Annotated in this window: 13 protein-coding genes; 3 read left to right on the plus strand and 10 right to left on the minus strand. The window is 59.0% G+C overall.

Annotated features, from left to right (window positions below):
• Positions 1–329: 329 nt before the first annotated feature.
• Positions 330–815 (minus strand): DUF4275 family protein, encoded by a 486-nt coding sequence (locus tag ASD58_RS18370; RefSeq protein WP_057262674.1) that lies wholly within the window; start codon positions 813–815, stop codon positions 330–332.
• A 303-nt stretch (positions 816–1,118) separates the two neighbouring features.
• On the opposite strand from ASD58_RS18370, the gene ASD58_RS18375 reads away from it, so the two are divergent.
• On the plus strand, positions 1,119–1,349 hold the full coding sequence (locus tag ASD58_RS18375) for a hypothetical protein (RefSeq protein WP_057262675.1): 231 nt from the start codon (positions 1,119–1,121) through the stop codon (positions 1,347–1,349).
• A 174-nt stretch (positions 1,350–1,523) separates the two neighbouring features.
• Positions 1,524–2,087, plus strand: a complete 564-nt coding sequence (locus tag ASD58_RS18380) for a hypothetical protein (protein WP_057262676.1) — start codon at positions 1,524–1,526, stop codon at positions 2,085–2,087.
• Positions 2,088–2,311: 224 nt separating this feature from the next.
• Here the strand turns inward: ASD58_RS18380 and ASD58_RS18385 are convergent, their stop codons facing one another.
• Positions 2,312–3,169: a helix-turn-helix domain-containing protein gene (locus ASD58_RS18385; protein WP_082565515.1), complete on the minus strand. Its 858-nt coding sequence runs from the start codon at positions 3,167–3,169 to the stop codon at positions 2,312–2,314.
• A 17-nt stretch (positions 3,170–3,186) separates the two neighbouring features.
• Between ASD58_RS18385 and ASD58_RS18390 the strand changes: the two genes are divergently transcribed.
• Positions 3,187–4,071 (plus strand): glutathione S-transferase family protein, encoded by an 885-nt coding sequence (locus ASD58_RS18390; protein ID WP_082565516.1) that lies wholly within the window; start codon positions 3,187–3,189, stop codon positions 4,069–4,071.
• A gap of 502 nt (positions 4,072–4,573) precedes the next feature.
• On the opposite strand, the gene ASD58_RS32830 is transcribed toward ASD58_RS18390, so the two are convergent.
• From ASD58_RS32830 to guaB, 8 genes are all read right to left on the minus strand, one after another.
• On the minus strand, positions 4,574–4,891 hold the full coding sequence (locus tag ASD58_RS32830; protein ID WP_082565517.1) for a GNAT family N-acetyltransferase: 318 nt from the start codon (positions 4,889–4,891) through the stop codon (positions 4,574–4,576).
• Between the two features lie 1,072 nt (positions 4,892–5,963).
• A complete protein-coding gene (gene ureG, locus ASD58_RS18395) occupies positions 5,964–6,599 on the minus strand; it encodes an urease accessory protein UreG (RefSeq protein ID WP_057262679.1) in 636 nt (211 codons plus the stop codon).
• A gap of 10 nt (positions 6,600–6,609) precedes the next feature.
• A complete protein-coding gene (locus ASD58_RS18400; protein ID WP_057262680.1) occupies positions 6,610–7,269 on the minus strand; it encodes an urease accessory protein UreF in 660 nt (219 codons plus the stop codon).
• Positions 7,270–7,271: 2 nt separating this feature from the next.
• Positions 7,272–7,763: an urease accessory protein UreE gene (gene ureE / locus ASD58_RS18405; protein ID WP_057263024.1), complete on the minus strand. Its 492-nt coding sequence runs from the start codon at positions 7,761–7,763 to the stop codon at positions 7,272–7,274.
• A 9-nt stretch (positions 7,764–7,772) separates the two neighbouring features.
• A complete protein-coding gene (ureC, locus tag ASD58_RS18410) occupies positions 7,773–9,350 on the minus strand; it encodes an urease subunit alpha (protein WP_255357342.1) in 1,578 nt (525 codons plus the stop codon).
• On the minus strand, positions 9,347–10,540 hold the full coding sequence (locus ASD58_RS18415) for a tyrosine-type recombinase/integrase (protein ID WP_057262681.1): 1,194 nt from the start codon (positions 10,538–10,540) through the stop codon (positions 9,347–9,349). The genes ureC and ASD58_RS18415 overlap by 4 nt, the downstream gene beginning before the upstream one ends.
• Before the next feature lie 395 nt (positions 10,541–10,935).
• A complete protein-coding gene (gene guaA / locus ASD58_RS18420; RefSeq protein WP_057262682.1) occupies positions 10,936–12,537 on the minus strand; it encodes a glutamine-hydrolyzing GMP synthase in 1,602 nt (533 codons plus the stop codon).
• A 54-nt stretch (positions 12,538–12,591) separates the two neighbouring features.
• On the minus strand, positions 12,592–14,052 hold the full coding sequence (guaB, locus tag ASD58_RS18425) for an IMP dehydrogenase (protein ID WP_057262683.1): 1,461 nt from the start codon (positions 14,050–14,052) through the stop codon (positions 12,592–12,594).
• Positions 14,053–14,171 lie beyond the last annotated feature (119 nt).

Consider the following 14,171-nt stretch of genomic DNA (forward strand, 5'->3'; position numbering starts at 1 on the left):
ACGATCGGTCCGCTCGCTAACATGGAAGCGAAGCCGAGCTGATGCGAGACAGGCCAGGATGGCGCCAATAAGCCTATCCAATGGTTGTTCTGGCCATGGCGCCCGGCCTTGGAGACGGATCTGTCACCTGCGACACTGATCCTGCTACTTGTGAGGATCGCTCTCACATCGCTCCTGTCGCGTGCAGCGACGGCATGTCCGAGATGAGGTTACATGTGAACGTCCATATCAGATTGTCGGCCCGGATGTCGTACGAGCCCGTACCTGCGCGCCGTCTAAGCTTCCGGATCGGCATGGCCCAACCGCATTCGGCATCAAACGTCTCGTTGTCACGGATCCTGGCGATACCAGCCTTTGCGCTGGGCCGCTTCTTTTTCACGGACCTTCTTCAGCTTCGCTTGATTCGCTTCGTTGAGCTGATCGAAGTGGGGATGGCGCGCGAAGTAAGGGCCAAGCGAGCCATCTTCATGGGTGAAGGCCATCGTCCATGCGAAATTGGGCGGGAAGACAAGGTAATCGGATAGGGACGACGACTCAGGCAAGCGCTCGGTCAGGAAGGCCAGCCTGCGGTCGTTCGAGAGCACGACGAACTCCGCGCCAGTTTGCAGCCTGTACTGCGCGACGGCAGTTGTGCCCGCGATGCTCGGATAGCGCGCGCCACTGAAGACATGCCAGAGATAAGCCTTCGTGTTGGCGCCCTGCCGATTGAGTCCGAAAACCGCCAGCCAGTCGTCGGCAAGGTGCTCCGCCTCAGTCTCCGAAAACTGACGAATGACAGTGCCTGGTGCAACCAGTTGATGGGAAACGCCGCTCATATCGGATGCTGCAAATTGTTGGTGAGCGGAGCCCGTCGGCGTCCGCTGCCAGAAGTGTTGAAGTTTACGGGATAGTACCTGTGAAGTGGGCATCGATGTCACGCGCAAGCCCTTCGACATACAAAAACACTACCTGTGTAGGGTCGTAAGGCATTTCAACTGTCACGGACAGGCTTATCCGTTCCAGGCAAGCCATGACATTCTTTCGTTCGACCATCACGCCGTCGACGCGCTTGGGGCAAGCTGGCACTGACCCGTTTTGCCTGATTTCGTCACGCAGGTATCATATCGAGTGGAGTCAACATGAACGATACAGCAATGACATTGAGCACCGAACTGGCGCAAGCCTTGGCGAATGAAACGTATCTCGCAGACTGCCTTAAGTGCAACGGCGAGCATGCGCAATATCGCTTCTGGCAGTCGCCGAATGGCGCATGCCTGAACGATCACTGGAGCATCCAGTGCCCAGATTGCGGCTTCAGAGATTCTGATACCGCACCAGCAGACCGAGGCGAACACATCTTCGCGATGTAGCGCCCTCGTCGACGCTTCTCAACCACCCTGTGGGACTATCGCTGTCCCATCGGGACCGCGTGGCCTCACGCATTCTTACGGAGGTCAACATGGAACAGAAACGTCCCCACTCCCGGCGCTCGCCAGCGGCCAAAGTGGAAGAGAAAGTCTGGGTGTCATTCTATCGGAACGCCAATGACCCAGTACTCGCGGATGAACTCATTGCCCATTTGGACAAGGACGTCGACAGCCGCATGCAATACTCAGGTCTTTACCTGCGTTGCAAGCAGTCCGTACGGAGAAACCGGGAGCGCGCAGCACCGAGGCGATCACACCAATTGGTCTCAGCACGACAATATTCCACAGCACGCCGTACTTGGGCATTGGAATGCCATTCACATCATCGACGACGAGACTGAGCTACAGGCATGGCAATGGGATGGCGAGTCGGTGTTCGAACTGAAACGCCAAACCTTGTTGCTCGACTGTTTTCCAGAAAGACTTCAACAGTATGAGACGGCTATTCCCGCAGAGTTGGTCGTTCCCCAGGAGCTGCGTCGGCTTGCCGATGCTTCCCCGATCGGCTTCCATCTGAGCGTGGTGGCCGTCGATAAGCAGGGGTACGCGTTGCTGCAAACCAGGTGGGGAGGTGCGAACGGTCAGTTCCCTGGCCCAGAATACACCGTGATCTCAGTGCGCTCGGCACATGCCATGCTCAGACGCTATCTGCGCCAATGCTTGGAAGTGTGGCCACGTTAATACCTCGCGTGCCGTCCGGGCCTTGCTCTGCGAACGTGACGGACTGCGTGCATGCAAAGTTCACGAGCAAATGCAGATCGCATTTTTTTTGCATTTCAGCGTTGGCTTGGCGCTCGACCTGAAAATCCTTGGGTCGGTGGAACGATTGCGCCCCGGTCTACCAGGAATACAAAGTGAAAACGCCACCTTCGGGTGGCGTTTCTGCTTTGACCGTTCAATCAATGTCAGCTCCAGATCCGGTAAACCCAGTAACTCTCATGCTGTAGCCGTTCGCGCAGCAACGCACTGGGGCTGATGCCGGAGAGATCACGGGCCTCCCTGCTCAGGTGCGCCTGGTCGGAATAGCCGCCACGATGTGCCACCTCCCCGAGCGACAGCCTGCCCGCCTGGGCATCGTCGCGCGCCTGCACAAACGCCTGTTCTGCACGCTGCATGCGGCGCAGCGAGCGCAAAGGCTGGCCCGCCCATTCGCGCACACGCCGTTCGGCCATGCGCGCACTGCGCCCGAACCCAACGGCGGCCGCCTGTACGGCCAGACGCCGCACCCAGTCGCCGAGCAGGCCGTCGGTAAGGCCGCCAGCCTTGCGGGCGGCGCGCCAGCGCATGTCCAGGAAATCTTCCACGACGGCGACACGCGTATGATCGTCCGGTGCGGCGTGTACGGCTTGCGCCATCGCCTGCCATTCAGGGCCGAGCGCTTCTGGCAGCGCCAGCATATTGTCAGTTAACGCGCCCATATCCAGGCCCGTTAGCCGATGGAACGCGTCCGGGAAAAACATCACCATCAAAAAATGCGTCGGGCCCGAGTTGCGGGTGGCCATCGGCTGTGGCCGCGGGCCAGTGATCAGGGCCATGCCCGCCTCCAGCACGCCGCGTCCTTCAGGCGGAGGTGGATCGATCATCAGGCTGTCGCCTGCCAGCTGGAAGTAAATGCTGCAAAACGGCGTGGCCGGATAGCGGTTGACACGCTGCTCCGACTCCAGCAGCGGACAGTCCAGCGTACTACGGACCATGTGCGCGCGTATGCACGACGCCAGCGAAAGGCGCGGCGCGATCAGTTTTGCCATTGGTCCATTTGCCATACTGGCAATTGTAGCCCATGTCGCAAAAATTCAAGACGCTGCCTCGACGCCAACGCACACTGACGCCACCCGTTGAAACGACCGACCAAACTTTGGAGCACACAGTGGAACCTATTCAAGTTGTTGGCATGCGCCCGGCATGGGGCTTACCTAGCAGCAGTCCGTTTTGCCTGAAACTGGAAACCTGGCTGCGTATGGAAAAGATTCCTTACACACCGATCGCCCTCACCAAACCACCGCGTTCCGACACCGGCAAAGTACCCTACCTACTCCGAGCGGATGGCAGCACGGTGGCCGACAGCAATTTCATCATCAGCACCATGGCCAAAGAGTTCCACATTGATCTCGCCCACGGTGCGACAGCGGAAGAGCGCGCGCGGACGCACCTGATCCTTCGTACGCTGGAGGAAAGTCTCTATTTCGTCGCAGTGTGGGAACGCTGGCAGCAAGCGGAATACTGGCCGACGACGCGGGAGGCGATATTTGGATATTTACCCCCAGTCCTGCGGCAATTGTTGGCAATGACTATTCGTCGAAAGATGCTGGCGAGCCTTCAAGGACAAGGCATTGCCAGGCACGATCCTGTGCGCATCGCCGCCATCGGGCAGGCGGACTTGGCGGCCCTGTCGACGCTATTGGGCGAGCGTCCCTATTTTCACGGAGATAGGCCAGGCGTGGCTGATGCGTCCGCTTACGGAACACTGGCCAACTTACTGGGCTTTCCCCACGCAACGCCGTTGAAACGGGCGGTTGAGCGACACGCAAACCTGGTCGACTTTTGTGGACGTATGAACAAGGCTTACTGGAGTGAGGTGCACGGCGATGAGATTGAAGAAAATGTTCGCATGCTCAGTTGTCCGGAATTTGCATCAAGAATTCCCCTCGACCGACGAACTGGCTAACCTCCTAGAGTCTGAAAAGCAGCAGTCCGGCAATCGACGATCTCAATGAATTTGCACCGCAATTAGTTGTTGCGACGATCCGCCCGTCGTCGTCCGCATGTGACGTCGGCCCAAGGGGCGTCCGCGCGCACCTCGTCTTCCTGCCTGGCGAAGACTACTGGCCAGGTCTTGCGTTTACAAGCCCTTCATGGCCCTGGCGCAGACGGTACAGCATATGATGACCTCAGATGAGCTTTGGCAATTTCAGGGGGAGTATGATTAGTGCTACGAAGGTTAAACCCCTACCCAGCGTGCGGCACTTGTTTCAGTTCCTCCGTTGCCGCACCTTTCCTGCCCGCCGATGGCGGGCAGGCTTTTGCTGACTGGAACCAACGGTGCCGGCATTCCAGGCTACTACCCTATAACCCTCGAGAAACTATCGTGAGCGACAGCACGGGCGAACATTCGAATGCCTCCCCAAAAAGGTAGAAGGACATCAAAAGTTTAGAATCTTCCCCACGAGTCACCAGCGATCGCACATCAGTACTTTCAGACGACGTCGATATTGGCGGCAACATCTACTCGTTCGCCTCGCGGGCGCTCGGCTTGCACTCAATGACGAAGCGCTTCGGCACCTCTTGGAAGCCGTAGAGTAAAACATATGCACGACAGGCCGCCGCATGCTGCTCGATAGGTCGGTATGCGTGCAGCCGCGTGCCCTTGCCGCATTCTCGACCTGGGCCATTAGTACGTGCCCCATGCCGCTCCTGCGTGCGTTCTCATCGACGACGAAAACAGTCACTACGGCGTAGTGCCGGCACCATTTGCGAGTATCTGCCAATTCGCGACCGAAAACATACTAAGATGAAAGTTATCGCAGCCATCTCTCGACGATGGAGGTCCAATGCAGAGCCAATGCCTTCCTACACCGGCTGACGAGATCCATACCCTCGATGGATATACTTACAGGGTATTCGTTGAAGCAGTGCTCGGTGGATTTCAGGCGCATTTGGTTTGGATCAGTGCCCCCTCGGGGCGGGAACTTCCCGCGATCGAGACTCTACACACACCCGCTTTCCACAATGCTCGAGCAGCCATCATCGAAGCACACTCACTGGCATTGGAATATGTTCTTGCATGGCGGGCGCCATAACCGCCTCTCCGAATTCGCCCTCTTCCAATGTACTTTCGCTTGAGGATGACGTTCCCGGGTTCCAACTCCTTGGCTGCGCGTGTCCTGCTATCTGCGCCCTACGTTGCCCGACCTCGCCATCGTGCACCTATTCTGGGTGCAGGTAGACCAGGATGGCGCGGAGGCGATGAAGTCCGAGTGATGGACGATCTTGATAAGTTTGAGCTGCAACTATTTGCTTCGACGATCCGCCTTTCTTCGACCGCACGTGACGTCGACCCAAGGGACCTCTGCGCGCACCTCGTCTTTCCGTCTGGCGAAGACATCGGCGGCAAGTTTTGCAGGTAGCTGGATATCGTTCGCATAACGAACCGCCACATCCAGGCCAAACTCGGCCCGGATGCGTAGAGCCAATAGTACTTTCTCTGCAGTGATGTAATCGGTTCGCCTGTTCATAGTTAAACCTTACGCTCACACCAACACGAGTGTTGTTAACTACTACACATAACAGAAATATTAAATTTCCCAAGACAAAATTTAATCATTCCAGATGCATGTGAGAAACATCGCATGACACTCGCTCGTGCCGCGCAGTTTAAAAAATCACTTGTTTACCTGTGCGCAAATTAAGGAATGCTTTAATACGGAGCGTCATATGACAGGCTTTCTTAGCATGTCCGTCTTACCGGACACCATCACCGACAACAACATTGGGTGAACGCGTTGATCCAATGCGTTTGCCGTGCATGGCCAAGCGCTAATCCAAAACCCCCTACTGATTTCAGGCTCGCACCACAGAAGTTCGAGGCACGCTCAAGAGTCCCTGTTCGCGGATGAATTCAACCACTTGCAGTACGCCTGCACCATTGCGCAAATTGGTGAATACGAAAGGTCGATCTCCGCGCTGGCGGGCAGCGTCCCGCGCCATCACATCCAGATCAGCGCCGACATGAGGCGCCAAATCCGTCTTATTGATGATCAGGAGATCCGAGCGGGTGATGCCAGGTCCGCCCTTGCGCGGAATCTTCTCGCCTCCCGCTACGTCGATCACATACAGCGTCAGGTCCGACAACTCGGGACTGAAGGTCGCCGCCAGATTGTCGCCGCCAGATTCCACCAGGATCAAGTCCAGATCCGGAAAGTCGGCCTGCATGCGTGCAATCGCCTCCAGATTGATGGAGGCGTCTTCGCGGATTGCCGTATGAGGGCAACCACCCGTCTCTACGCCCATTAAGCGCTCCGGAGGCAGTGCATTGGCGCGAAGCAGAATCTCCATATCTTCGCGCGTATAAATGTCATTGGTGATGACCGCCATGTCGTAATCGTCGCGCATGGCCTTACACAGCATCTCGCACAAGGCTGTCTTACCTGATCCGACTGGGCCTCCGATGCCGACACGTAGAGGATTGGATGCCATCGATACTCCTTTATGAACGGTAAATCCTGCCGTGCTGCACTTCGTGCCGCATGGACAGTAACGATAATCCGGGTGCCCAGTTGGACAAATCAGCATCGCCCAACGCCTGGGCGGTACTGGCCGCCAATGCAATTTCCGGCTGCAGCTTCAATAGAAGTCGCTGGCCAGCCACTTGACCCAGCGGAATGGACTTGACGCAAACCAGTATCTGATTCTCTGCCCAGCTGAATAGCATGGCCAGCAGCGCTTCCTCCTGCGGGATACCGAGCCAATGCACTGCTCTCGCGAGCGCGGCAGGATAGCCTTCTTCGCCAGCGACAAGCGGCGCAATTTCCAGTTCAGCCAGCAGACGCCCCAAGGAATAGCCCATCTGAACCGATTCCGCACGCAGTTCCGCCGTATCGCGTGAGGCAAGATAACGCTCGGCCCAGCACGATACCGAGGCCTCGTCGCCTGCCGCATGTGCACGTAGCAGGCGCCAGAATACGGGCGCATCCCACCGAGCCAATACCTCGTGCAACTGGTCTCTTATCCAGGCATGAGCACTGTCGCTGTCGTGCACACTCCCCTGTTCCAGCGCCGTTTCCAGTCCTTGCGAATAGCTGTACGCGCCGATGGGCAGTGCCGGGCTGGCGAACTGCAACAAGTGCAGCAGCGCCTTGGCATTCATTGTCACGCTCCGTCGGGGCGGTGGATCTTCTGTCGCAGCGGTACCGGCGCCAGCGGATGGCTGTGCGCATGTCCGCCTGCATATGCCCCCGACTCTGGTTCAAAGGCCGCCACTTCTTCCGTCACCACAGCCCCAAGGCCGGTGAGCATGTCGCGCAGTACGGGATCAATGCGGATGCGTAGGAAGCCATCACCCACCTCAACCTGGCAATGGCGATTTCCAAGGTGGAAGGCGCAGCGCAGCAGGCCTTCTGCATCTTCGGCGCGTACGACATAGACGGGCTCCATGGCTGCGCGCACGCGCGCGACAAAACCCGTTTCGCCTGTCAGCAGATCACCTTCACGCAGTACCGTGCCGCGTGCGGTAAATAAGGCGACTTCCTCTCCGGAATCGAGGCGTGCGCGCTGGCGGCACCTCTCGCGCTGGTCATAGCTCAGCACTAATTCACCATCCACGCGTCCAGACGCGGCCAATTTGGTGTGCAAGGTCAACATGGTCATCACTCAAAACAGGAAATAGCGCTGCGCCATCGGTAGGACGACGGCAGCTTCACAAACCAACAATGCGCCGTCGGCGCGCACTTCGTACGTTTCCGGATCGACTTCCATGTGCGGCGTCGCGCTGTTGTGGATCATGTCGGCCTTGCGGAGCTGGCGTGTGGCACTGATCGGCACCACCTGTTTGGCAAGGCCCAGGCGTTCTCCAATACCCGATTCAAAGGCTGCGCGCGAGACAAAGGTCAATGACTTCTTCAAGCCACCACCGAAGGCGCCAAACATCGGCCGCATGTAGACCGGCTGTGGCGTAGGAATGGAAGCATTCGGATCCCCCATCTGGGCGCAGGCGATCATGCCGCCCTTCAGCACCATGGACGGCTTGACGCCGAAGAAGGCCGGGCGCCATAGCACCAGGTCGGCCAGCTTGCCTACTTCCACGGAACCCACGACATGCGATATGCCATGTGCAATGGCAGGATTGATCGTGTATTTGGCCACATAGCGCTTGGCACGGGCATTGTCGCTGCGCGCGCTGTCGCCTGGCAGCGAACCTCGCTGCACCTTCATCTTATGGGCAGTTTGCCAGGTGCGCATGATGACTTCGCCCACACGCCCCATGGCCTGCGAGTCGGACGACATCATCGAGATCGCACCCAAGTCGTGCAGGATATCTTCGGCCGCGATGGTCTCCCGACGGATACGCGATTCGGCAAACGCGACGTCCTCGGCGATGGCAGCATCCAGATGGTGGCATACCATCAGCATGTCCAGGTGCTCGTCCAGCGTATTGACAGTGAACGGACGAGTGGGATTGGTCGACGATGGCAGCACGTTGGATTGCCCAACCGCCGCAATGATGTCCGGCGCATGGCCGCCACCGGCCCCTTCCGTATGGAAGGTATGGATGGTGCGATCCTTGAATGCGGCCAGCGTCGCTTCCAGGAAGCCACCTTCGTTGAGCGTGTCCGTGTGAATCGCGACCTGCACGTCCATGCGATCTGCCACGGACAAGCAGCTATCGATCGCCGCCGGCGTGCTGCCCCAGTCCTCGTGCAGCTTGAGGCCGATCGCGCCAGCCTCCACCTGTTCCTCCAGCGGGCGCGGCAAGCTCACGTTACCCTTGCCAAGGAAGCCCAGGTTCATGGGAAACGCATCGGCCGCCGCCAGCATGGCGTGGATGTGCCAGGGGCCAGGCGTGCAAGTCGTCGCAGCCGTGCCAACTGCGGGCCCGGTTCCGCCGCCGATCATCGTGGTCACCCCCGAAGCCAGCGCTTCTTCGATCTGTTGCGGGCAGATGAAGTGGATGTGCGTATCCACCCCGCCCGCCGTGACGATCAAGCCTTCGCCAGCAATAATCTCCGTTGCACCACCAATGGCCATGGTCACCCCAGGCTGGATATCCGGATTTCCCGCCTTCCCGATGCCGGCAATGCGACCGTCTTTGAGTCCAATATCGGCCTTCACAATGCCCCAGTGGTCCAAGATCACGGCGTTTGTGATGACGGTGTCCATCACATCCCGGTGCGGTAGCTGGATCGCGCAACAGCAGGCAGCCGCGGTGGCACAACCAGCGCCAGCGCTCAGGAAGACTTGACCCACTTGTCGATCATGTCCGCCCAGTCCTGCATCATGGCCCTTCGCTGCTCCGAGTACTCGGCCTTGTTGTAGACCGCGCGCACGCCCTTCTGCTCGTGCGCCAGGCACTTCTCGATCCAGTCCGTGTTGTAGCCTGCTTCGTGCAGCAAGGTCGAAGCGGTGCGACGCAGGTCATGTGGCGAGAAGTCGGCTAATGGCCTGCCCGCCTCACGTGCCACACGCGACACCGACGTGGTCACCTGGTTCAGCGTAGCATTCGAGATCGGCAGGTCGGCGTCATAGCGCGACGGCAGCACATATTTCGAGCCAGCGGCACATGTGCGCAGCGCGACGAACATGTCGATCGCTTGCCGCGACAGATAAACGTTATGCGGGTTGCGCCGCTTCATCCGCTGCGCCGGGATAGTCCAGACACCGCTAGTGAAGTTGACCTCGTCCCAGGTGGCATCCGTCAGCTCGGATTTGCGCACCATCGTCAGCAGCAGGAGTTTGACTGCCAGGCGCAGCGTCGGCGCACTTTGCACCCGGTCCAGGAATTCATAGAGCCATGGAATCTCTGTGCTGCTCAACGCCCTGTCGCGCGGCTGAAACGTAGCAATCGCGCATGGCGGCACCTTGTCGGCTGGATTAGGGTGTTCATGGCCACGCTGGCCGGCATAACGAAACACCAGCATCACGATCTCCCGCGCGTGCACCGCAGTGGCCGGCGCGCCGCGCGCCACGATCTTGTCGCATAACGCGCGCAACTCCTCATGCGTAATCTCGTGGAGCAGCAGTTTGCCGAAAGGACGCGCGAGGTCGCGCTCGTAGACGGAGCGCCGCATATCGCGCGTCGATTCTGCCATGCGATATTTTTCGAGCCATCGTTCGGCCCACTCGCCGAAAGTCTCCTCCCCCTCCCTGCGCTGCTTCTGTCGCCGCTTATGCTGCGTCGGCGACATGCCGGCCGCCACCAGCTTCCTTGCCGCAATCAGCTTCTCGCGCGCCTCCGCCAAAGTCAGTCCATCAGGCCCATAGCAGCCCAAGACCAGCGTCTCCTGCCGCCCGTTGATGCGGTAGTTAAACCGGAATGACACCACGCCGGAAGCCAGCACCATGGCGTACAGACCATCCCGATCCACCACCTTGTAGGCACGCGGCCCCGCCTTCAAACTACGCAGTTTTGTGTCTGTCAGCATTTACGCCTCCTTCCCGATACCATCATGCTGCCTCTTTCCCTCAATAAATCAACAAGTTAGCGGCACTAAAAACGTGCGCTTTTCTCGCAAAACTACGCCAAAATCGCCTTCCGATACCATCAGCAAAAAAGTTGATGGTATCGGCTGTTTTTTCCTTTTACATCAATCACTTACCCGATTTCGATACCATCAACCGCGTAAAACCGTGATGATGGTATCGGGACGATGCGCAATCACCGCTCGCGCAATACCATCACCAGTGCCAACGATCCGGCGCGCTTGCCCGTGCCGATCGTTGCCAGACTTCGCCACCAGAAAAAGAAAAAGCCCCTGAAAAATCAGGGGCTTAGTCTTGGTTTAGTGCCGAGTGCTGCGGGGTGCAGCCAGACCGGGAATCACTCCCACTCGATGGTCGCAGGTGGTTTGCCGCTGATGTCGTACACTACGCGGTTCAGGCCACGCACCTCATTGATGATGCGGTTGGAGACCTTGCCCAGCAGCGAGTGCGGCAGGTGCGCCCAGTGCGCGGTCATGAAGTCCTGGGTCTGCACGGCGCGCAGGGCTACGACGTAGTCGTAGGTGCGGCCATCGCCCATCACGCCCACCGATTTCACCGGCAGGAACACAGCGAAGGCTTGCGAGGTTGCGTCGTACCAGTTCTGTGGTGCGTCTTCGCCAGCCATGACTGCACCTTCGTATGGCGTGTTGCGCAGTTCTTCGATGAAGATGGCGTCGGCACGGCGCAGCAGGTCGGCGTATTCCTTCTTCACTTCGCCCAGGATACGCACGCCCAGGCCTGGGCCAGGGAATGGATGGCGATACACCATCTCGTGAGGCAGCCCCAGGGCCACACCCAGCTTGCGCACTTCGTCCTTGAACAGTTCGCGCAGCGGCTCGAGCAGCTGCAGCTTCATGGTTTCCGGCAGGCCGCCCACGTTGTGGTGCGACTTGATGGTCTGGCCTTTCTTGCCCTTGCCTGCGGATTCGATCACGTCAGGGTAAATGGTGCCTTGTGCCAGCCACTTGGCGTTGACCAGCTTGCCCGATTCAGCCTGGAACACTTCGACGAATTCGCGGCCGATGATCTTGCGCTTCTGCTCTGGATCGGTGACGCCGGCCAAGTGGCCCATGAACTGTTCGGTCGCATCGACCTGGATCACTTTCACGCCCAGGTTCTTGGAGAACATGTCCATCACCATCTTGCCTTCGTTCAGGCGCAGCAGGCCGTGGTCGACGAAGACGCAGGTCAGCTGGTCGCCGATGGCGCGGTGGATCAGGGCTGCGGCCACGGAAGAATCGACGCCGCCGGACAGGCCCAGGATCACTTCATCGGTGCCAACCTGGGCGCGGATCTTCTCCACGGCTTCGGAGATGTAGTCCGGCATATTCCAGTCCGCCTTGCAGCCGCAGATCTCGTGCACGAAGCGGCCCAGCATGGCCTTGCCCTGCACGGTGTGGGTCACTTCCGGGTGCCACTGCACGGCGTAGAACTTGCGCTCTTCGTCGGCCATGCCGGCGATCGGGCAGGAATCGGTGGACGCCATCAGCTTGAAGCCGGCCGGCATTTCCAGGACCTTGTCGCCGTGGCTCATCCAGACCTTCAGCATGCCATGGCCTTCGTCGGTAACGAAGTCGTTGATGCCGTTCAGCAGCGCGGTGTGGTTGCGGGCGCGTACTTCAGCGTAGCCGAATTCGCGTACCAGGCCGTTTTCCACTTTGCCGCCCAGTTGCGCAGCCATGGTCTGCATGCCGTAGCAGATGCCCAGTACTGGCACGCCGATCTCAAACACAGCTTGCGGTGCGCGTGGGGAATCGCCTTCCAGCGTGGAGTTGTGGGAGCCGGACAGGATGACGCCCGATGCGCCGTAGTTGCGAATGAACTCTTCGCTAACGTCGTATGGGTACACCTCGGAGAACACACCCGCGTCGCGCACGCGGCGTGCGATCAGCTGGGTAACCTGGGAACCAAAATCAAGGATGAGGATTTTTGAGTGCATAGCGGGGGCAAAAAAAAATTGCGGCGACCAGTGGTCGCCGCTTTGCGGAGGTACTTATTCGGAGCGGTAGTTCGGCGCTTCTTTGGTGATCTGGACGTCGTGCACGTGCGATTCACGCATGCCGGCAGACGTGATCTCGACGAATTCTGCTTTCTCTTTCAGTTCGTCGATAGTGGCGCAGCCGCAATAGCCCATGGATTGGCGCACGCCGCCCACCAGCTGGAACAGGATCGCCAGCACGGAGCCCTTGTAGGCCACGCGGCCTTCAATGCCTTCCGGGACGAACTTGTCCTGTTTGGCGCTGGCGTCCTGGAAGTAGCGGTCAGCCGAACCATCTGCCATCGCGCCCAGGGAGCCCATGCCGCGATAGGACTTGTACGAACGGCCCTGGTACAGGATCACTTCGCCCGGTGCTTCTTCGGTACCGGCGAACATGGAGCCCATCATCACGGTCGATGCGCCGGCTGCCAGTGCTTTCGAAATATCGCCCGAGAAGCGGATGCCGCCGTCGGCGATACACGGAACGCCAGTGCCCTTCAGTGCTTCGGCCACGTTGGAGATCGCGGTGATCTGCGGTACGCCCACGCCTGCAACGATACGGGTGGTGCAGATGGAGCCTGGGCCGATGCCGACCTTGACCGCGTCCGCGCCGTATTCAACCAGCGCTTTAGCAGCAGCTGCGGTGGCGATGTTGCCGCCGATGACGTCAACGTGCGGGTACTTGGTTTTGATGTACTTCACGCGGTCCAGGATGCCCTGGGAGTGGCCGTGGGCGGTGTCGACCACCAGCACGTCCACGCCTGCAGCTACCAGCAGGTCGATGCGTTCTTCGTCTTTCGCGCCGACGCCGACTGCCGCGCCCACCAGCAGCTTGCCGTGCTGGTCTTTCGATGCGTTCGGGTGTTCGGTGGATTTCTGGATGTCCTTGACGGTGATCAGGCCGCGCAGCTCAAACGCGTCGTTCACCACCAGCACGCGCTCCAGGCGGTGCTTGTTCATCAGGCGCTTGGCTTCTTCCGTGTTGGCTTCTTCGTTGACGGTCACCAGCTTTTCGCGTGGCGTCATCTTCGCGCGCACTTCCGCGTCCAGTTCTTTTTCAAAGCGCAGGTCACGGTTGGTGATGATGCCGACCACTTCTTTGCCCTGCACTACAGGGAAGCCGGAAATACCATATTGCTCGGTCAACTTGATCACGTCGCGGATCTTCATGTCCGGCGGGATGGTGATTGGGTCGCGCAGCACGCCAGCCTCGAAACGCTTGACCTTCGACACTTCACGGGCCTGGTCTTTCGGCTTCAGGTTCTTGTGAATGATGCCGATGCCGCCTTCCTGTGCCATCGCGATCGCCAAACGGCTTTCGGTAACGGTATCCATTGCCGCGGACAGCAGGGGAATATTCAGGGAGATGTTACGGGTCAGGCGAGTCTTGAGGGACGTATCCGCAGGCAGAATGTTGGAATACGCGGGGACGAGGAGCACGTCATCGAAAGTGAGTGCTTTTTGGAGCAGACGCATAGTATTTCCTATAGGCGCAAAAGCAGATTATACAGGAAACATTCGCTTTCGTCTCGGCAATCCTTCATTGCCTCCCGGGACGTCCTGCCTGAGCAGCAATGCTAGCGCTATCATGCGCG

The organism is Duganella sp. Root1480D1 (genome assembly GCF_001427305.1).
In the GTDB taxonomy this organism is placed as follows: domain Bacteria; phylum Pseudomonadota; class Gammaproteobacteria; order Burkholderiales; family Burkholderiaceae_D; genus Rugamonas.

Coding starts and splice junctions, on each gene's coding strand:
- ASD58_RS18385 (WP_082565515.1), bottom strand. CDS start 3,169: ATGGCAAATGGACCAATGGCAAAACTGATCGCGCCGCGCCTTTCGCTG.
- guaB (WP_057262683.1), bottom strand. CDS start 14,052: ATGCGTCTGCTCCAAAAAGCACTCACTTTCGATGACGTGCTCCTCGTC.
- ASD58_RS18370 (WP_057262674.1), bottom strand. CDS start 815: ATGAGCGGCGTTTCCCATCAACTGGTTGCACCAGGCACTGTCATTCGT.
- guaA (WP_057262682.1), bottom strand. CDS start 12,537: ATGCACTCAAAAATCCTCATCCTTGATTTTGGTTCCCAGGTTACCCAG.
- ASD58_RS18375 (WP_057262675.1), top strand. CDS start 1,119: ATGAACGATACAGCAATGACATTGAGCACCGAACTGGCGCAAGCCTTG.
- ASD58_RS18390 (WP_082565516.1), top strand. CDS start 3,187: ATGTCGCAAAAATTCAAGACGCTGCCTCGACGCCAACGCACACTGACG.
- ASD58_RS18415 (WP_057262681.1), bottom strand. CDS start 10,540: ATGCTGACAGACACAAAACTGCGTAGTTTGAAGGCGGGGCCGCGTGCC.
- ASD58_RS18380 (WP_057262676.1), top strand. CDS start 1,524: ATGACCCAGTACTCGCGGATGAACTCATTGCCCATTTGGACAAGGACG.
- ASD58_RS18400 (WP_057262680.1), bottom strand. CDS start 7,269: ATGAATGCCAAGGCGCTGCTGCACTTGTTGCAGTTCGCCAGCCCGGCA.
- ureG (WP_057262679.1), bottom strand. CDS start 6,599: ATGGCATCCAATCCTCTACGTGTCGGCATCGGAGGCCCAGTCGGATCA.
- ureE (WP_057263024.1), bottom strand. CDS start 7,763: ATGTTGACCTTGCACACCAAATTGGCCGCGTCTGGACGCGTGGATGGT.